Below are 15,463 nucleotides of genomic sequence, written 5' to 3'. Positions count from 1 at the left end.
GGCCGGTCATGAGGGCGGCCATCTTCCAGCTGGCGTCGGTGCTGCTCACCTACCCCGACGCGGAACTGCTCGCGGCCGGCGACGAGTTGCGGGCCGCGGCCGCCGCGATCACCGTCCCCGAGGCGCGGGAACCACTGACCGCGTTCGTCGGCGAACTGCTGGGCTGGACCGAGATCGAGGCGCAACGCCACTACGTGCGGACGTTCGACCTGCGACGCAAGTCCGGCCTGTACCTCACCTATTACCTGCACGGCGACACCCGCAAGCGCGGGATGGCCCTGCTCATGCTCAAGCAGCGGTACCGGGCGCACGGGCTGCGCCTCGACGGCGGCGAGCTGCCCGATCTTCTCCCGGTGGTCCTGGAGTTCGCCGCCACGGTCGGTCCCGGCGACGGCGAGGCGCCGCTACGGCAGCACCGGCAAGGTCTGGAACTGCTTCGTGCCGCTCTCGAGGAGGACGGAACGCCGTACGCGCAGATCTTGACGGCTGTTTGCGCGGTGCTGCCGGAACTGTCCGAAACCGATCGCGCCGCGCTCGCCTCAGCGGCCTTCGACGGCCCGCCCCTGGAGACCGTGGGTCTCGGCCCCGACCTGACGTCCTACGCCACCTGCACCCCCGCGGAGGCCCCCCGATGAACACCCTGATCTGGGTCGTGCTGCCCTACACCTGCCTCGCGGTCTTCGTGGCCGGGCACGTGTGGCGCTGGCGGCACGACCAGTTCGGCTGGACCACCCACACCAGTCAGCTGCTGGAGAGCCGGCTGCTGCGGCTCGGGTCCCCGCTGTTCCACCTCGGCGCATTCGGAGTGATCGGCGGGCACGCGATGGGCCTGCTCATCCCGGCGTCGGTCACCGAGACGCTGGGCATCCCGGAGCACCTCTACCACGCGGTGGCGGTCTGGGGCGGCACGGTCACCGGCCTGGTCATGGTCGCCGGTCTGCTCCTGCTGATCGCGCGGCGCCTGGTCAGCGGCCGGATCCGCCGGGTCACCACACGCATGGACAAGGTGCTCTACGTCTTCCTCGCCGCCATGGTGGTGCTCGGGATGACCGCGACCGTGGGCAAGAACCTGCTCGGCGCGGGCTACGACTACCGGGAGACGATCGCCGTCTGGTTCCGGGGCATCTTCTGGTTCCAGCCGCACACCGAGCTGATGACCGGGGCGCCGCTCGTCTACCGGCTGCACGCGATCGGCGGGTTCCTGTTCCTGGCGCTGTGGCCGTTCACCCGGCTCGTGCACGTCTGGTCCGCTCCCCTGGCCTACCTGTCCCGGCCGTACGTCGTGTACCGCGCCCGCCGCGGCCCGGTCCCGGCGCCGGTCCCCGCCCCGGCACGGGTTCGCGACGCGGCCCGGTCGGCGGCCGGCGTGGTCACGAACGTCGACCGTGCGTGAAGCCTGACGCTGCGGCTGTGGTCACGAACGTCGACCGTGCGTGAAGCCTGACGCTGCGGCCGCTGCCGGCCGGGCGGTATGACGTTCGACGAGGCTGCGCCATCCGAGACGAAAGCCCTGGACCGCGGGTCCAGGGCTTTCGCTGACTGCTGATGCGCTGTGCTCAGCCCATGCGCTTCTTCGGCGCGTTCCTTGCCTCGGTGACCAGGTCGGTGAACCAGGCGGCCTGCCCGGCGGGTACCAGGTCGGTGCTGCTCCAGAACGTTTGCAGGGCCTGCGCCGCCGGGTCTTTCGCATCGGCGGCGGATACGCCGATTTGCGTGACATAGACAGTCACGTTTCGCATCTTCGGTTCGTCCGGCAACGTGCGCTGTTTCAGACAGATGCCGGATCCGGGGTCCGCGGTGATGCCGTTGCAGGTATCGGTCGGTTCAGCGGAGAACTCGACGAACACCTGCGCCGGCCCGGTACCGATCCGGTAGCCGTCGACGATCGTGTCCCCAGCGGTTGCGGGTGTCATACGCCGCAAGCCGACCGGTTGGTTTTTCGGCAGGTAGGTGAACCCGAAGTCTGTTCCCGTCGCCCGCTTCGCGTCGATGGCCAGGACGTCGTCAAGAAGCTCGTGCTGTGCGACGGCCGGGTCGACCACATCGACGGCTGCACTGTCCGGGGTGTCCGCCGCGTCCGCGGCGTGCATGGCGACGACGGCGCCGGCGACGGCCACGGCGGCGACCGCGGTTCCGAGAACGTAGGTCTTTTTCACGATCATCACTTGTCCTCTTTCGCGCACCTGGCTGTATCAGTGAACCAGTGCCGGCGGGTGGTGGAGACGGAGGTGATTCCTCCTGGGTTTACTTTCCATGTCGCGGCCAGGTCGGCGGGAGCGGAGGAGTCATCGGCACCGATGATCAGACAGTCGACGGGTTTGGTGGTCACCGGTGTCTGAGCTTGCCGGCCGTTGCACAGGTTCGGGGCGTTGAGGATGGCTCGGATGGGGTCGTCGCCGGTGGAGCCGTGTCCGGCAGGGTACGCCTGGCAGTACTCGTCGGTGTAGGCGACCAGGGCGGGGCTGACCGACTGTTCCCCGATGCGCATCCACAACGCGTCGGACAGCTGCGCGGCTGTGCGCAAATCGACGGTGTGGGTGGCGGACGTCCAGGAGAGCGTGATGTCAGCGGTGCTGATCCCGGCGGCGGCGAGGCCGCTGGCGATGTCGAAATCGTTGACCGGCACGCTGCGGTCGGGCAGTTCGGTGGTTGTTCCCGCGTAGCGGCGGACGGTGTCAGCGACGACGCGTTTGACCGTCCCGGCGGTGCATCCGGCGCAGCGGGCAACGAGGTCTTTCCAGACCTGCCGGGTCCGGGCTTCGACGACCGTGTCGCTGTTCGTTCCTGGCGCCGCGGCCGGGCGGACCAGGGTCACATGGCCGACGAGGTCGCTGATGTAGGTGTAGCGGACGGCACCGAACGAGATCGCCGCCATGTCGACGCCGGTGATTTGTTCTCGCCCGGTGATGGCCTGGATGACGTTGCGGTAGGTCGTGGCGTTCCAGCCATACGTTCCCTGGCCCCACGGGCAGGTCATCTGCGGTGCTGTCGCGGCGCTCATGGTGCGCCAGTTCTGCCGGGCCCAGGCGTAGAACGCCGTCGACGATTCCCTGCATGCGGGGTCGGCTTTACCGGATACCCACGGTTCCTCGACGAGCAGCAGGGTCTTGCCGTCGGCGATCGGGCCGAGGTCCTTACGGAAGGAGTCTCCGTAGTTCGGGGGCAGCAGACTGCTGAGGCTGATCCCGGGACCGCCGAGGTCGACCAGAAGTGCCTCACCGGTCGCCCCGCTTGGCGGTGGGCTGACGTAGTACCGGTAGTCACGTCCGCCGACGGACAGTTCGCGGCAGCCGTCGGCGATGGAGTCCTGGCAGGGCGGCTGGCTCGCGGCGACGTCCGGCTTCGCGGCTGCGGGTCCATGTCCGGTGTTCGTGCATCCGGCCAGGGTGACGGCAGCGAGGACGGCGAGGACGGCAGCTGCTTTTCTCAGCGATGTCATGTGTGTTGTGCGGCGTTTGCCCGCGGCCTGCGATCAGGCCGGGTGACGCCCCTCCCTTCAAAGACGGTGACTCGACGCTTCGGGATGCGTTGGTGCAAGCTCTCGGCCGGTGTGGGTGCCGGTACCAGCCGGCCGGGTGAGCGCGGGCGGCGCTCGCCCGGCCGGCGGTTCACCGGCTCAGGCGGTTCACCAGCCCGTGTCGGTCCACTTCACGTCTTTGTTGCTGCTGAGCAGGCCCGGGTCGAAGGTGGCCCAGATGTAGTCGGCGAAGCTCGGGACCTTGCCTTCTACGGCTTGGTAGCTGGCGATCGCCTCGATGGCGATCTGGTCGCTGGTGTCCCCGTCCCAGTCCGCGCCGAACTCGAACGCGGAGCCGGTCGAGGTCACCTGGGTCACCGAGGCGCAGTTCGAGCGGGGGATCTTCACGCTGGCCGGGCCGTACCCGACGCCGATTGCTCCCTGCTCGGAGCAGCTGGTGGCGGACCCACCCGGCGCGCTGTACAGCATCTTCTTGAGGTTGCCGGACGTGCCGCCCCACGGACGTGACCGGATGGTCAGGTCGACCAGACTCGTGCCGGACGACTTCGCGTCGGCGATACCACGACGTGCGTAGACGTAGAAGTCCGATCCGCTACGCATCGCGGAGCCGAACGAGTTGGCTTCCTTGGCCTCGGGGAGGACGTACTTCCAGTACCAGCTCTCCAGGAAGTTGACCGTCCCGCCGATCTTGATGTCGGCGTCATTGGTGGCTGTGACGGTGTGGTAGCCGGAGCCGTCCTGAACATACTCGGAGTAGGTCGGAGCTCCGGCGAAGCCGACGACTGCCGACGCCGCCGGGTTCGTCACAACACCGGTCTGGTGAGTCCGCACACCGGCGGCCACGTGGACACCGTCGACGGTACCGAGGTCGATGCCGTCAACCGCTTCGTCGGCGCCTGCGGCCACGATCACCGACTGCGCCGGGTCGGTGTAGACGTCCACCGTGCGGCTGTCGACGTTACGGCCACGGCGGGCGTGGCTCTCGACGAAGTCGGACTTGGCGGTGTCCATCTTGCGGCGCAGGACTCCGGACACGTCTGCGGCCGGCCGCAGGGTGGCGCGGTCGTACCGGGTGACTTTGCCGGCGGTCTGCTTCGGCGCCGCCTGAGCCGGCGACGCGAGGCCTGCCCCGGCGACGATCGCGGCAGACGCCACAGCGATCGCGACCCTTATTGTTCGTTTACGCACTGATTCGCCTTACTTGGTGATCTGGCTGACCGCCGACGGGTCGCACGGGCCCGCCGGGCGGTGGTGGTCATTGGTGGTCCGGGGACACTCGACTGCTGTGTCCGTGACCGGTCACCAGCCGGTGTCGGTCCACTTCACGGTGCCGACGGGGTACCCCGCGGTGACGGTGTAGAAGTTCATCCAGATGTAGTCGGCGAACGACGGCACCTTGCCCTCGGCGACCTTGAAGCTCGCGATCGCCTCGATCGAAACGGCGCCCTGGGTCTTGCCGTTCCAGTCAGCGCCGAACTCGTACGGCGACGACGTCGACGTCAGACCGGTCACGTTCGAGCAGTTGTTCTGCGGGATCTCCACGCTGTAAGGGCCCGCGCTGACCTCGAGCGAGCCCGAGCTGGTGCAGGAGTTCGTGGTGCTCACCGGCAGCCGGCTGATCATCTTCTTGAAGTTGCCGGACGTGCCGCCCCACGGCCGGGCCCGGATTGTCAGATCATCCATGACCGACGAGTACAGATCGGCGTTCGCGCCGCCGGGGTTCGCGTCACCCCGCCGCGCGTAGACGAAGAAGTCCGACCCGGAACGTTCCGTGGAGCTGAACGCGTTGACCTCGGATCCTTCCGGAAGCTCGTACTTCCAGAACCAGCTCTTGACGTAGTTGGTGTAGTGCGACGTCGGCTGGACATCGGCGTCGTCAGCGACGGTGACGATGTGTGAGTTCGCTGCGACCATCTTGTAACCGTCGGTCGTCGGGTCGCCGGCGAAGCCCATGACCGGTGCCTGAGCAGTGGAGGTGTTGCCGGCCTCGTGGCTCTCGACTCCGACACCGCGGGCTTTGCCGTCGACCGTGCCGACGTTGACCTTGTCGATGACAGTGCCTTCGCCGACGGCGAGAACGACCTTGGACGCCGGGTCGGTGAACGCGGACACGCCGCGGGCGTCCAAGGACCGGCCGTGACGGGCAGCGAAGTCGAGGTAGTCGGTCTTGGCGGTCTCGAGCTTCTTGCGCAGGTTCCCGGTCACCGACGAGGACGGCCGCAGCACCGACCTGTCGTACTTGGCGATCTTCCCGACGGCGGCTGCGGGCGCGGCCGCCGCCGGCGCCGTGATGCCGGCCGTGGCCAGCACGGACGTGGTCGCGACGACGACAGCCGCTGCGAGTCTTGCCTTTGGCACTAACTCATCCTTTCGATGATCTTGATGAGGCGCAGCGGACGGTACGCAGGTACGGGCGGGTTAAAAAGATCTCTACAGCCAGAATTCGTCACTCACCGCATTCGTCGCACGGCCGAAAGACGGCAGCGTCGGGCTGGTTCGGCATCCATCCCGGCTGACACTCGCCATGCCGGGTGGCCATCCGCTCGCGACGCCGGCGAGAACGGCGACCGCGCGCCGCCGCTGCGGCGAACATGATCTGCAATTGATTGAGCTGCTGTTATTCCGAGGTACCGGAGTCGAAGATGAGGTGCCTCAGCTCAGCGGCCTCGCCCGGTCTGACTGTCACGGCCAAGACCATCGGGAAACCGAGGGACGTGACTGTCCGATCCGGCCCCGGCTGGGTGATTCTGAACTCACAGAGAATGTTGCGCTGCGTGACTGTTCACCGCACCAGCGCCGGGTCGGGGTGATGCCCGGTGCCGGCTTGCCGCAGCAGCACTTCCGTGCGGTGGCGACTTCGGTGCTGCTGCCGTCATTAGGGCCCGTCGGACCGGGACCAAGGTCCCTGTACCAACTCCCAGCGGCGCGGAAGGCTGTTCGTGAGAGCCCGGGGAACGGGCCGCACAGAACGGTGGATCAAGTCATGAGCAGCACCATCCAGAGCAGGCGGAGACCCGGCGTGATGCTGGCTCTCGCGACGATCGGCTTCGCGGTCAACTTCTGGGCCTGGGCCCTGCTCAGCCCGCTCGCCGCCCGATTCACCACCGCCCTGCACCTGAGTTCCTTCCAGCAGTCGCTGCTGGTGGCGGTCCCGGTCGTGGTCGGCTCGCTCGGCCGGATCCCGGTCGGCGCGCTCACCGACAAGTTCGGCGGCCGGATCATGTTCCCGCTGGTCTCGCTGGCCACCATCGTCCCGGTGCTCTACCTGGGCCTGTTCGGGCACGACTCCCTCGCGGCGATCCTGGTCGGCGGATTCTTCCTCGGTATCGGCGGCACCGCGTTCGCGGTCGGCGTCCCGTTCGTCAACGCCTGGTTCCCGCCGGAACGCCGCGGCTTCGCCGTCGGGGTCTTCGGGATGGGCATGGGCGGCACCGCGATCAGCGCCCTGACCACGGTCAAGCTGGTCAACGCGAACAGCCTGCGCACCCCGTTCCTGATCACCGCCGCGGTGCTGGCCGTCTACGCCGTGACCGCCTGGCTGGTGCTGCGCGACGCGCCCGGCCGCGTCGTCCCGTCGACCCCCTTCGCCGCCCGGCTCGCCGCGACCACGCGACTGCGGATCACCTGGCAGGCGTCGGCGCTCTACGCGGTGGCGTTCGGCGGGTACGTGGCCTTCTCGGTCTACCTGCCGGCGTATCTGAAGAACGCGTACGGGCTGACCCAGGCCGACGCGGCGAACCGGATGGCCGGGTTCGTGCTGCTCGCCGTCCTGATGCGCCCGGTCGGTGGCTGGCTCGCCGACCGCGTTCCGGCCGCCCGCGTGCTGGCCGCCGGCCTCGCCGTCGTCGCCCTCGGTGCGGTCGTGCAGGCGTTCACCCCCGGGCTCGCGCCGCTCGGCACGGTCGCCTTCCTCGGGATGGCGGCGGCTCTCGGCATCGGCAGCGGGGCCACGTTCGCCCTGGTCGCGCAGAAAGCCCCGGCCAGTCAGGTCGGCTCGGTCACCGGGGTGGTCGGTGCGGCCGGCGGGCTCGGCGGCTTCGTCCCGCCGCTGGTGATGGGCTCGATCTACGGCAGCTACCACTCGTACGGCCTCGGCCTGGCCCTGCTGGCCGTGGTCGCTCTGGCCGCCCTCGCACTCGACCTGTTCTCGGTCGGCCGCGCCCGCACGGCGGTGACGGCATGACGATCATGGAGGAGAAGACGATGACCACCGACGTCAACATCATGGTGGACACCCTGGTGACCGCCGGCCTGAAGGCGCTCGCCGACTACGACACCTTCGACCAGGAGACCGTCGACCAGATCGTCAAGAAGGCCTCGGTCGCGGCCCTGGACCGGCACGCCGCGCTGGCCCGGCTCGCCGTCGAGGAGACCGGCCGCGGCGTCTTCGAGGACAAGGCGGTGAAGAACATCTTCGCCTGCGAGCACGTCACGCACAGCATGGCCAAGGTTCGCACGGTCGGCGTGATCAGCCACGACGACATCAGTGGGATCACCGAGATCGCCGATCCGGTCGGGGTCGTCGCCGGCATCACCCCGGTCACCAACCCGACCTCCACCACGATCTTCAAGGCCCTGCTGGCCCTCAAGACCCGCAACCCGATCGTCTTCGCGTTCCACCCGTCCGCCCAGCGGTGCAGCGCCGAGGCGGCCCGGATCGTGCGGGACGCGGCGGTCGCCGCCGGTGCGCCGGCCAACTGCATCCAGTGGATCGACGAGCCGTCGGTCGAGGCGACCACCGCGCTCATGCACCACCCGGGCATCGCCACGATCCTGGCCACCGGCGGCAACGCGATGGTCCGGGCCGCGTACTCGGCCGGCAAACCGGCGCTCGGCGTCGGCGCCGGAAACGTTCCCGCGTACGTCGAGAGCAGCGCCAAACTCAAGCGCGCGGTCAACGACATCGTGCTGTCCAAGTCGTTCGACAACGGCATGATCTGCGCTTCCGAGCAGGCCGCGATCATCGACGACGCGATTTACGACCAGGCGCTCGCCGAGTTCCGGAGCCTGCACGCGTACGTCGTGTCGGCCGACGAGAAGCGCCTGCTGGAGGAGTTCATCTTCGGCACGGCCGCGCACGGCGCCGGATGCGACGGCGCGAAGCTCAACCCGGCCGTCGTCGGGCAGAGCGCCGCGTGGGTCGCCGAGCACGCCGGGTTCACCGTCCCGGACGGCACCTCGATCATCCTCGCCGAGGTGGGCGAGGTCGGGCCGAGCGAGCCGTTGACCCGGGAGAAGCTGTGCCCGGTCCTGGCCGTGCTGCGCGTCGGCAGCCGCGAGGAAGGTGTGCGGGCGGCGGCCGACATGGTCGAGTTCCACGGGCTCGGGCACAGCGCGGTCATCCACACCGAGGACGAGCAGCTGGTCGTCGAGTTCGGGCAGCGGGTCAAGGCCGTACGGGTGATCTGGAACTCGCCGGCCTCGCAGGGCGGCATCGGCGACATGTACAACGCGTTCCTGCCCTCGCTGACCCTCGGATGCGGCAGCTACGGGCACAACTCGGTGTCCAACAACGTCTCCGCGGTCAACCTCATCAACGTCAAGCGGATCGGCAGGCGGACCAACAACATGCAATGGTTCAAGGTGCCATCGAAGATCTACTTCGAGCCGTACGCGATCCGGTACCTCAGTGACATGCCCGGCGTCGAGCGCGTCACCGTCGTCACCGACGCGACGATGACCCGCCTCGGCTTCGTCGAGCGCATCGACCGGGTCCTGCAGAACCGCCCGAACCGGGTGGTCGTGCAGATCATCGACGACGTCGAACCGGAACCGCGGATGACCACGGTCGAGCGCGGCGCCGAGCTGATGCGCTCGTTCCGGCCCGACACGATCATCGCGCTCGGCGGCGGATCGGCGATGGACGCGGCCAAGGTGATGTGGCTCAAGTACGAGCACCCGGAGATCGACTTCGACGACATGCGGGAGAAGTTCTTCGACATCCGCAAGCGGGCGTTCGCGTTCCCGACCCTGGGCGAGAAGGCCAGCCTGGTCTGCGTCCCGACCACCTCCGGAACCGGTGCGGAGGTCACCCCGTTCGCGGTGATCACCGACCACCGTACGGGCAAGAAGTACCCCCTCGCCGACTACGCGCTCACCCCGACCGTGGCCATCGTCGACCCCGCCCTGACCGCGGACCTGCCCCGGGTCGTCGCCGCCGACAGCGGCTTCGACGCACTGACCCACGCCATCGAGGCGTACGTGTCGGTCTACGCCAACGACTTCACCGACGGCCTGGCCCTGCACGCCATCCGGCTCATCTTCGCCAACCTGGAGAAGTCGGTGCTGCACGGGGACGGGGACGCGCGGGAACGGATGCACAACGCCGGGACGATCGCCGGCATGGCGTTCGGCAGCGCCTTCCTCGGCATCGTGCACGCGATGTCACACACGCTCGGCGCCACGTTCCACATCGCGCACGGACGCACCAACGCGGTGCTGCTGCCGCACGTGATCCGGTACAACGGCACCACGCCGTCGAAGCTGTCCGGCTGGCCGAAGTACGAGAGCTACCGCGCGCCGGAACGCTTCACCGACATCGCCCGCATGCTGGGCCTGCCCGCTGCCACCCCGGCCGAGGCAGTCGAGTCACTGGCCGCCGCGGTCGAGCAGCTGCGCTCGGCGGTCGGCATCGAACCGTCCTTCGCGGCGATCGGGGTCGACGAGACGGCGTTTCTCGAGTCGCTGCCGCAGCAGGCGCTCAACGCGTACGAGGACCAGTGCGCGCCGGCGAACCCGCGGATGCCGATGCTCGACGACATGCAGGACCTGATGCGAGCCGCGTATTACGGCAAGTAGCGCTGATCTTCTCGCTCTGAGAACATATTGCGGCACCTCGGCGTGATCGTCGCTGACACAGTCAGCGACGATCACGCCTGTGTCGATCACTCACCATCGAACAATGCGCGGAGTTCACCTGATTGCCGGGGCGCACTCGGTCATCGCCTCGACGAACGGCGGCGCGCCGTCCGCCGTGACGGTGTACGAAGAGCTCTTCGCGGCGCCGGGGAGGACCGGATCCCGCCGACCCTCCCCTCGAGGCGAGTAACCCGCCTGCGTCTCCCGGTCCGTCAGGCCGGGCTGGAGCGGTTTTCTCCCGCACGACGAGCTGCACGGCTGCGACCCGGCGTGAGGCGCCGCGCCGCCCGTGGTGCGGGTCTCACCTGCAAGTTTGACTACCGCAGAACTGTCGGACGTGCTGAAACCGATTCTACGAGCATCCTGTTGGAAATTTGGGAGCGCTCCCGTAACATGCTCGACACGGTTCATTTCATTGGCATGCGTCGATATTTTGCGTGCACGGATCGTCACGGATCCGGGAGGTCCCTGTGATCGAGTCAAGGGCAATCCATGCCGGGGTCCCCCGGCTCGGACTCTCCTCATCGAGAAGTCAGAAAAGCCGGCCGCACATGGTGCTCCGGGAATCCTCCGCGCGAGGTCGGCGCCGTCTGGCGAGCGTCGCCATGACGATGCTGCTCGCAGTCGTCGCCGGCCTCGGGCCCGGCGGGGCGGTCCGGGCGGCCGGCGAGGCGGCGACGGTCAACGTCACCGTCAACGCCCGTGCCGGCCTGGGCGTCGTACCGGCTACGGCGTACGGGCTGAACCAGGCTGTCTGGGACACCAACATGAACACCGCGGCATCGGTGGACCTCCTCGGTCGTGCCGGGGTGCGGATGATGCGCTACCCGGGCGGTTCGTACGGCGACGGCTACCACTGGCAGACCGGAACCGTCTCCGGCGGCGGGTACGTGGCCCCCGGCACCGGCTTCGACGCGTTCATGCACACCACCCAGGCGATCGGCGCCCAGGCCATGCTGATCGCGAACTATGGCTCGGGCACACCGCAGGAGGCGGCCGACTGGGTGCGCTATGCCAACGTCACCAAGGACTACGAAGTCAAGTACTGGGAGATCGGCAACGAGATCTTCGGCAACGGCTACTACGGCGCGAACTGGGAGCTCGACTACCACGACAGCAAGAGCGCCACGACGTACGCGAACCTGGTCGTGCAATACGCCGCCGCGATGAAGGCCGTCGACCCGGCCATCAAGGTCGGCGCGGTGGTGACCGACCCGGGTAACTGGCCCGACGGCGTGGTCGGCTCGGCCGACCCGGGCGACTGGAACCGGACCGTTCTGTCCATCGCCGGACCGGCCATCGACTTCGTCATCATGCACTACTACCCCAACCACACCACCGCCGCAGACGTGCTCCAGCAGACGAAGTTGCTACCCGGCGAGCTGGCCCAGCTACGTCAGAAGATCGACCATTACGCGGGCCCGAATGCGGCGGACATCGGAATCGCCGTCACCGAGACAGCGTCCAACTACCAATCCGACACTCAGGTCGGTGCGCTGTTCACCGCTGATGTCTACTTCGCGGCGCTGGAGAACGGCGTGTTCAACATCGATTACTGGGACACCCGCAACGGCATGCCGGACAACGGGGTCACGACAGCGCCCGACGGCACCATTTCGTACGGCGACGGCGGCATGATCTCCAGCGGCAACTGCAACAGCGACAACGTGTGCGAGCCGCCGCTGAACACGCCGTTCGCCCCGTACCACGCGTTCCAGATGCTCGGCCTGGTCGCCCAGCCCGGCGACACGCTGATACGGGCCGGAACGGACAACCGACTGGTCTCGGTCCACGCGGCCCGCAACACCGACGGCGGGCTCTCCGTCGAGCTGATCAACCAGGACCCGGCCACCGCCTACACGGTCGACCTCAACTACGACGGCTGGGCGCCGAGCGAGGCTGTTCCGACGGTGCACAAGTACGGCTCCCGGGACACCGCGATCAGCACGGCACGGGAGGGCACCGCGCACCGCCAGGTCATCCCGCCGTACTCGATAGTGACGCTGAAATTGCGCCCGTCACCCACCAACCCGGTGAGCGCCGTCCTGAGCGCGCCCGCCCGACCCACCGTCAGCGCCGTCGACGCGACCACCGCGACGATCGGCTGGCAGCCGTCATCCGGTGCGACGGTCACTCGCTACGCCGTGTATCAGCAGACCGGAACCAACAGCATTCTGCTCGGCGACACTACTTCGACCTCGCTGACCGTGCGCAACCTGGTGCCGGGGACCGCGTACACCGTGAATGTGCTCGCCACGGATCAAAAGGGCTACCTTTCACCGCCATCCCCGCCGGTGACCTTCACGACCGGGACGCCGCGCACCAGTACGTGCGCCGTGACCTATGACCTGTCCGGCGGCTGGGGCAGCGGCTTCGTCGCCTCGATCACCCTGACCAACACCGGCCCGAACCCGATCACCGGCTGGACCCTCGCCTTTGCTCTCCCCGCCGACACCGAATCGGTCTCCGGCAGCACCTGGAACGCCACCTTCGCCGTCGACGGCCAACACGTCGTCGTCACCCCGTCCGCCTACAACGGCACCCTTGCCGCCGACGGCGCCAATACCGTCAGCTTCGGATTCATCGGCAACCAGAGCGGAGCCAACCCGCCGCCGGCCTCGTTCACGTTGAACGGCACGGTCTGCACCACGACATACTCGCCGTGATGTGCGGTGACACGCACCAGGCGGGGCCTGCCGCCGCGGCCGCGCGGCATGCGGAAGGGAGGGCTGGCCCGGTGCGGGCGGCGCCGGGCCCGGCCGCTGTGGTGCGACCGGGCCCGGCGGACTGTCACGCGGTGATGACGAGGGTGGAGATGCTGCGGGCCGGAATGCTCACCGTGACCTGGGCACCGTTGATGCTGGTCGGCTGACTGGCCTCATTGGCGGTCTTCGAGGTCAGATGGTCCTCAGCCTTGGTTACGGTCTGCGGGGCCTGGATGACGGCGTTGGTGACGGCGCTGCCGGATCGGTTCAGGATGACCAGCTTGATCTTTCCGTCACCCCGGTAGGCGGTCACCTCCAGCGGAGACGCCTTGGTGCTCTTGGTCAGGGCGATCCTCTGGTCGCCGGGGCGTACGTACTTGGCGTACTGCGCGAAGGCGTAGCCCCGCTTGAGCACGGCGCCGGAAGTAGTCCCGGCGGTGCCGTCACCGATGAAGGAGTAGTACCGCTTGCCGTACCACCAGACGTAGGCGCTCCAACCCGACTCCATCGACTTGTTGACCGTGCGCATGACCTCGTCGAGGGTCTCGTCCCAGACGGCCTGGTTGCCGCCGTCGGCCCAGGCGGTGGAGGTGTCCCCGGCCGCCTCGTGGAAGTTGTACTCGGTCATCCACACCGGCTTCTTGTACTGATCGGCCAGCGCGTACGCCTTGAGCCGGCCGGACACCTCGGTGCCGTACAGGTGCCCACCGATGTAGCCGGTGTTGTCGCGGGCGGTGGCGTCGTTGAGCGTCGGGTCGGTGAGGCCGTAGTTCATGTTGACGCCCTCGGCGATCATGAGCTTGGTGTTCTTGATCTTGGAGCCCTGGTCGCGGACGAAGGTGCGCAGCTCGTCGCCGGTCCACTCCATGGAGTCGTACTCGGGCTTCCAGTCCGGCTCGTTCTGGATCGAGACGACGTCGATGGTGACGCCCTGGCTCTTCATGTACGTGACGTAGTCGTTGAGGTGGCCGGCGTAGTCGTCGTAGTAGTCGGACTTCAGCTTGCCGCCGTTGGTCCGGCTGTTGTTGGTCTTCCATGCCGCCGGCGCCGTCCACGGCGACGCCAGGATCTTCACGTTCGACCCTGATGCCTTCGCCGCCTTCAGGGCGTTCACCTGGGTCGCCCACTCACTGGAGACCGGCGAGATGCCGGTCCGCACGATCGACAAGCCGAGTTGACCGGCGCCGGCACCGACCAAGGTCCGGGTCTCGGCGGTCGACCAGCCGGTGCCCCAGATCGGGACCGCGGCACCGAAACCGTCGATGGTCTGGAAGGTGGTCGCGGTGTTGACCGTGATGTCCGCTGCGGCGGGTGCGGTCGTCGGCGGGGTGGACGCGGCCGTGGCCGGCGCGGCGGAAGGGGCCGCGGCCGGGGCCGTGGTGGCCACGGCCGTCGTGACCGACGCCGATGCCGCCGGGGAACTGCCGCCGGCACACGAGGTGATCTTGGGGCGGGCCGTACCGTTGCCGTTGTTCATCGTGGTGAAGCCGAACGCGTTGCCCTTGCCGTCGGACTTCACCGTCATGATGTCGCCGCTACCGCCGCCCCACGTCGCGGCACCGTTCCAGACGGAAGCCACCTTCTGCGGTGCGGTCATGGCGACCACGACGGTCCAGCTCTTGGCTCCGTCGACGGTGACCGTCGTGTTGTACCGGTCGCCCCAGACCTGGCCGGCCGTCACCGTGCAGCTGACGGCGCCGGCATCGGCGTTCTGGGTGTAGGCGATGCCCACACCTGCGGCGAGCAGTCCGGCGATACCGGCCGCGACGGCCGCCGTCCGCCGTCTCCTGGGGTGACGGTGTCCGGCCGGACGTTCCGAGGTTGTCATGACGTACCTTTCGGGGTTCACGCTGGTCGTTGACGACCTGCGGGGGGATGGGGACGTTCCGCCGCCGGGCGTTCCTCGCACGCTCGGTTGCGGGTTCGCGGACCCGAGTTCGGGGTTCGAGTCGGTGGCACCGCCGTGGATGGGCCCGAAGCGGTGCCGTGTCGCGAATCGGCGATCATCGCCTGACCGCGGTTCGCGCGGGCCAGATCGCCGGGTTGATGTCGCTGGTCGGCAGGACGCCACTGACGACTTTCGTCGCGAACCGGTCGCCTCGGTTGCCGCCTGCGGGTTCTCCGGGCGGAAACCGCGTCAGATGGCCGCCGTCGGGCGGTCACAGCCGACAGCCGCGGCAGCGGACCTGGCGCCGGTACCGAAGACCCTCGCGCAGACCGCCGGCCCGGACAACGTGATCCGCGCCGGGGTCGTCCGGAACCGGGTAGTGCGGCGCGACCGGGCCGCGGGTCGATGGGAAGTCATGAGGGGCAGGCTCCACCTGTCGTCGTGTTTCACCGCGAGGGTGCTCACCACAGACAGGCCGGGCTGCCGCGCTACCGATAACAAAAACTGACGTCCGCGGCCGAAGTTTTTCGCCCG

At 68.3% G+C, this 15,463-nt stretch carries 10 protein-coding genes; 5 read left to right on the top strand and 5 right to left on the bottom strand.

Annotated elements, in window-relative coordinates:
- Positions 1 to 8: 8 nt before the first annotated feature.
- A complete protein-coding gene (gene narJ, locus ACH442_RS34840; RefSeq protein ID WP_396342320.1) occupies positions 9 to 635 on the top strand; it encodes a nitrate reductase molybdenum cofactor assembly chaperone in 627 nt (208 codons plus the stop codon).
- On the top strand, positions 632 to 1,393 hold the full coding sequence (gene narI, locus ACH442_RS34835; RefSeq protein WP_396342319.1) for a respiratory nitrate reductase subunit gamma: 762 nt from the start codon (positions 632 to 634) through the stop codon (positions 1,391 to 1,393). The genes narJ and narI overlap by 4 nt, the downstream gene beginning before the upstream one ends.
- 163 nt (positions 1,394 to 1,556) lie before the next feature.
- On the opposite strand, the gene ACH442_RS34830 is transcribed toward narI, so the two are convergent.
- The 4 genes from ACH442_RS34830 to ACH442_RS34815 form a co-directional block, all read right to left on the bottom strand.
- On the bottom strand, positions 1,557 to 2,165 hold the full coding sequence (locus ACH442_RS34830) for a hypothetical protein (protein ID WP_396342318.1): 609 nt from the start codon (positions 2,163 to 2,165) through the stop codon (positions 1,557 to 1,559).
- On the bottom strand, positions 2,162 to 3,439 hold the full coding sequence (locus tag ACH442_RS34825) for a hypothetical protein (protein WP_396342317.1): 1,278 nt from the start codon (positions 3,437 to 3,439) through the stop codon (positions 2,162 to 2,164). Before ACH442_RS34825 ends, ACH442_RS34830 begins: the two co-directional genes overlap by 4 nt.
- A gap of 186 nt (positions 3,440 to 3,625) precedes the next feature.
- Entirely contained in the window at positions 3,626 to 4,633 is a 1,008-nt protein-coding gene (locus tag ACH442_RS34820; protein ID WP_396342316.1) for a hypothetical protein, read from the bottom strand.
- 144 nt (positions 4,634 to 4,777) lie between these two features.
- Positions 4,778 to 5,836: a hypothetical protein gene (locus ACH442_RS34815; protein WP_396342315.1), complete on the bottom strand. Its 1,059-nt coding sequence runs from the start codon at positions 5,834 to 5,836 to the stop codon at positions 4,778 to 4,780.
- A 625-nt stretch (positions 5,837 to 6,461) separates the two neighbouring features.
- Here ACH442_RS34815 and ACH442_RS34810 point away from each other — a divergent pair.
- The 3 genes from ACH442_RS34810 to ACH442_RS34800 all read left to right on the top strand — a co-directional run bounded on the left by ACH442_RS34810 (position 6,462) and on the right by ACH442_RS34800 (position 13,002).
- Positions 6,462 to 7,661: an MFS transporter gene (locus ACH442_RS34810; RefSeq protein ID WP_396342314.1), complete on the top strand. Its 1,200-nt coding sequence runs from the start codon at positions 6,462 to 6,464 to the stop codon at positions 7,659 to 7,661.
- Entirely contained in the window at positions 7,658 to 10,276 is a 2,619-nt protein-coding gene (adhE, locus tag ACH442_RS34805; protein WP_396342313.1) for a bifunctional acetaldehyde-CoA/alcohol dehydrogenase, read from the top strand. The genes ACH442_RS34810 and adhE overlap by 4 nt, the downstream gene beginning before the upstream one ends.
- A 665-nt stretch (positions 10,277 to 10,941) precedes the next feature.
- Positions 10,942 to 13,002, top strand: a complete 2,061-nt coding sequence (locus ACH442_RS34800; protein WP_396342312.1) for a cellulose binding domain-containing protein — start codon at positions 10,942 to 10,944, stop codon at positions 13,000 to 13,002.
- 124 nt (positions 13,003 to 13,126) lie between these two features.
- Here the strand turns inward: ACH442_RS34800 and ACH442_RS34795 are convergent, their stop codons facing one another.
- Entirely contained in the window at positions 13,127 to 14,869 is a 1,743-nt protein-coding gene (locus tag ACH442_RS34795; RefSeq protein ID WP_396342311.1) for a glycoside hydrolase, read from the bottom strand.
- Positions 14,870 to 15,463 lie beyond the last annotated feature (594 nt).

It is taken from the genome of Actinoplanes sp. NPDC020271 (genome assembly GCF_044388125.1).
Classification (GTDB): Bacteria; Actinomycetota; Actinomycetes; order Mycobacteriales; family Micromonosporaceae; genus Actinoplanes.
Note: the sequence above shows the minus strand (reverse complement) of the source record. Positions and strands in the feature narration are given on the sequence as shown.

What these genes read in the sequence shown, in the direction of transcription:
- narJ (WP_396342320.1), top strand. Translation starts at nt 9, where the DNA reads ATGAGGGCGGCCATCTTCCAGCTGGCGTCGGTGCTGCTCACCTACCCC.
- narI (WP_396342319.1), top strand. Translation starts at nt 632, where the DNA reads ATGAACACCCTGATCTGGGTCGTGCTGCCCTACACCTGCCTCGCGGTC.
- ACH442_RS34825 (WP_396342317.1), bottom strand. Translation starts at nt 3,439, where the DNA reads ATGACATCGCTGAGAAAAGCAGCTGCCGTCCTCGCCGTCCTCGCTGCC.
- ACH442_RS34810 (WP_396342314.1), top strand. Translation starts at nt 6,462, where the DNA reads ATGAGCAGCACCATCCAGAGCAGGCGGAGACCCGGCGTGATGCTGGCT.
- adhE (WP_396342313.1), top strand. Translation starts at nt 7,658, where the DNA reads ATGACGATCATGGAGGAGAAGACGATGACCACCGACGTCAACATCATG.
- ACH442_RS34800 (WP_396342312.1), top strand. Translation starts at nt 10,942, where the DNA reads ATGACGATGCTGCTCGCAGTCGTCGCCGGCCTCGGGCCCGGCGGGGCG.
- ACH442_RS34795 (WP_396342311.1), bottom strand. Translation starts at nt 14,869, where the DNA reads ATGACAACCTCGGAACGTCCGGCCGGACACCGTCACCCCAGGAGACGG.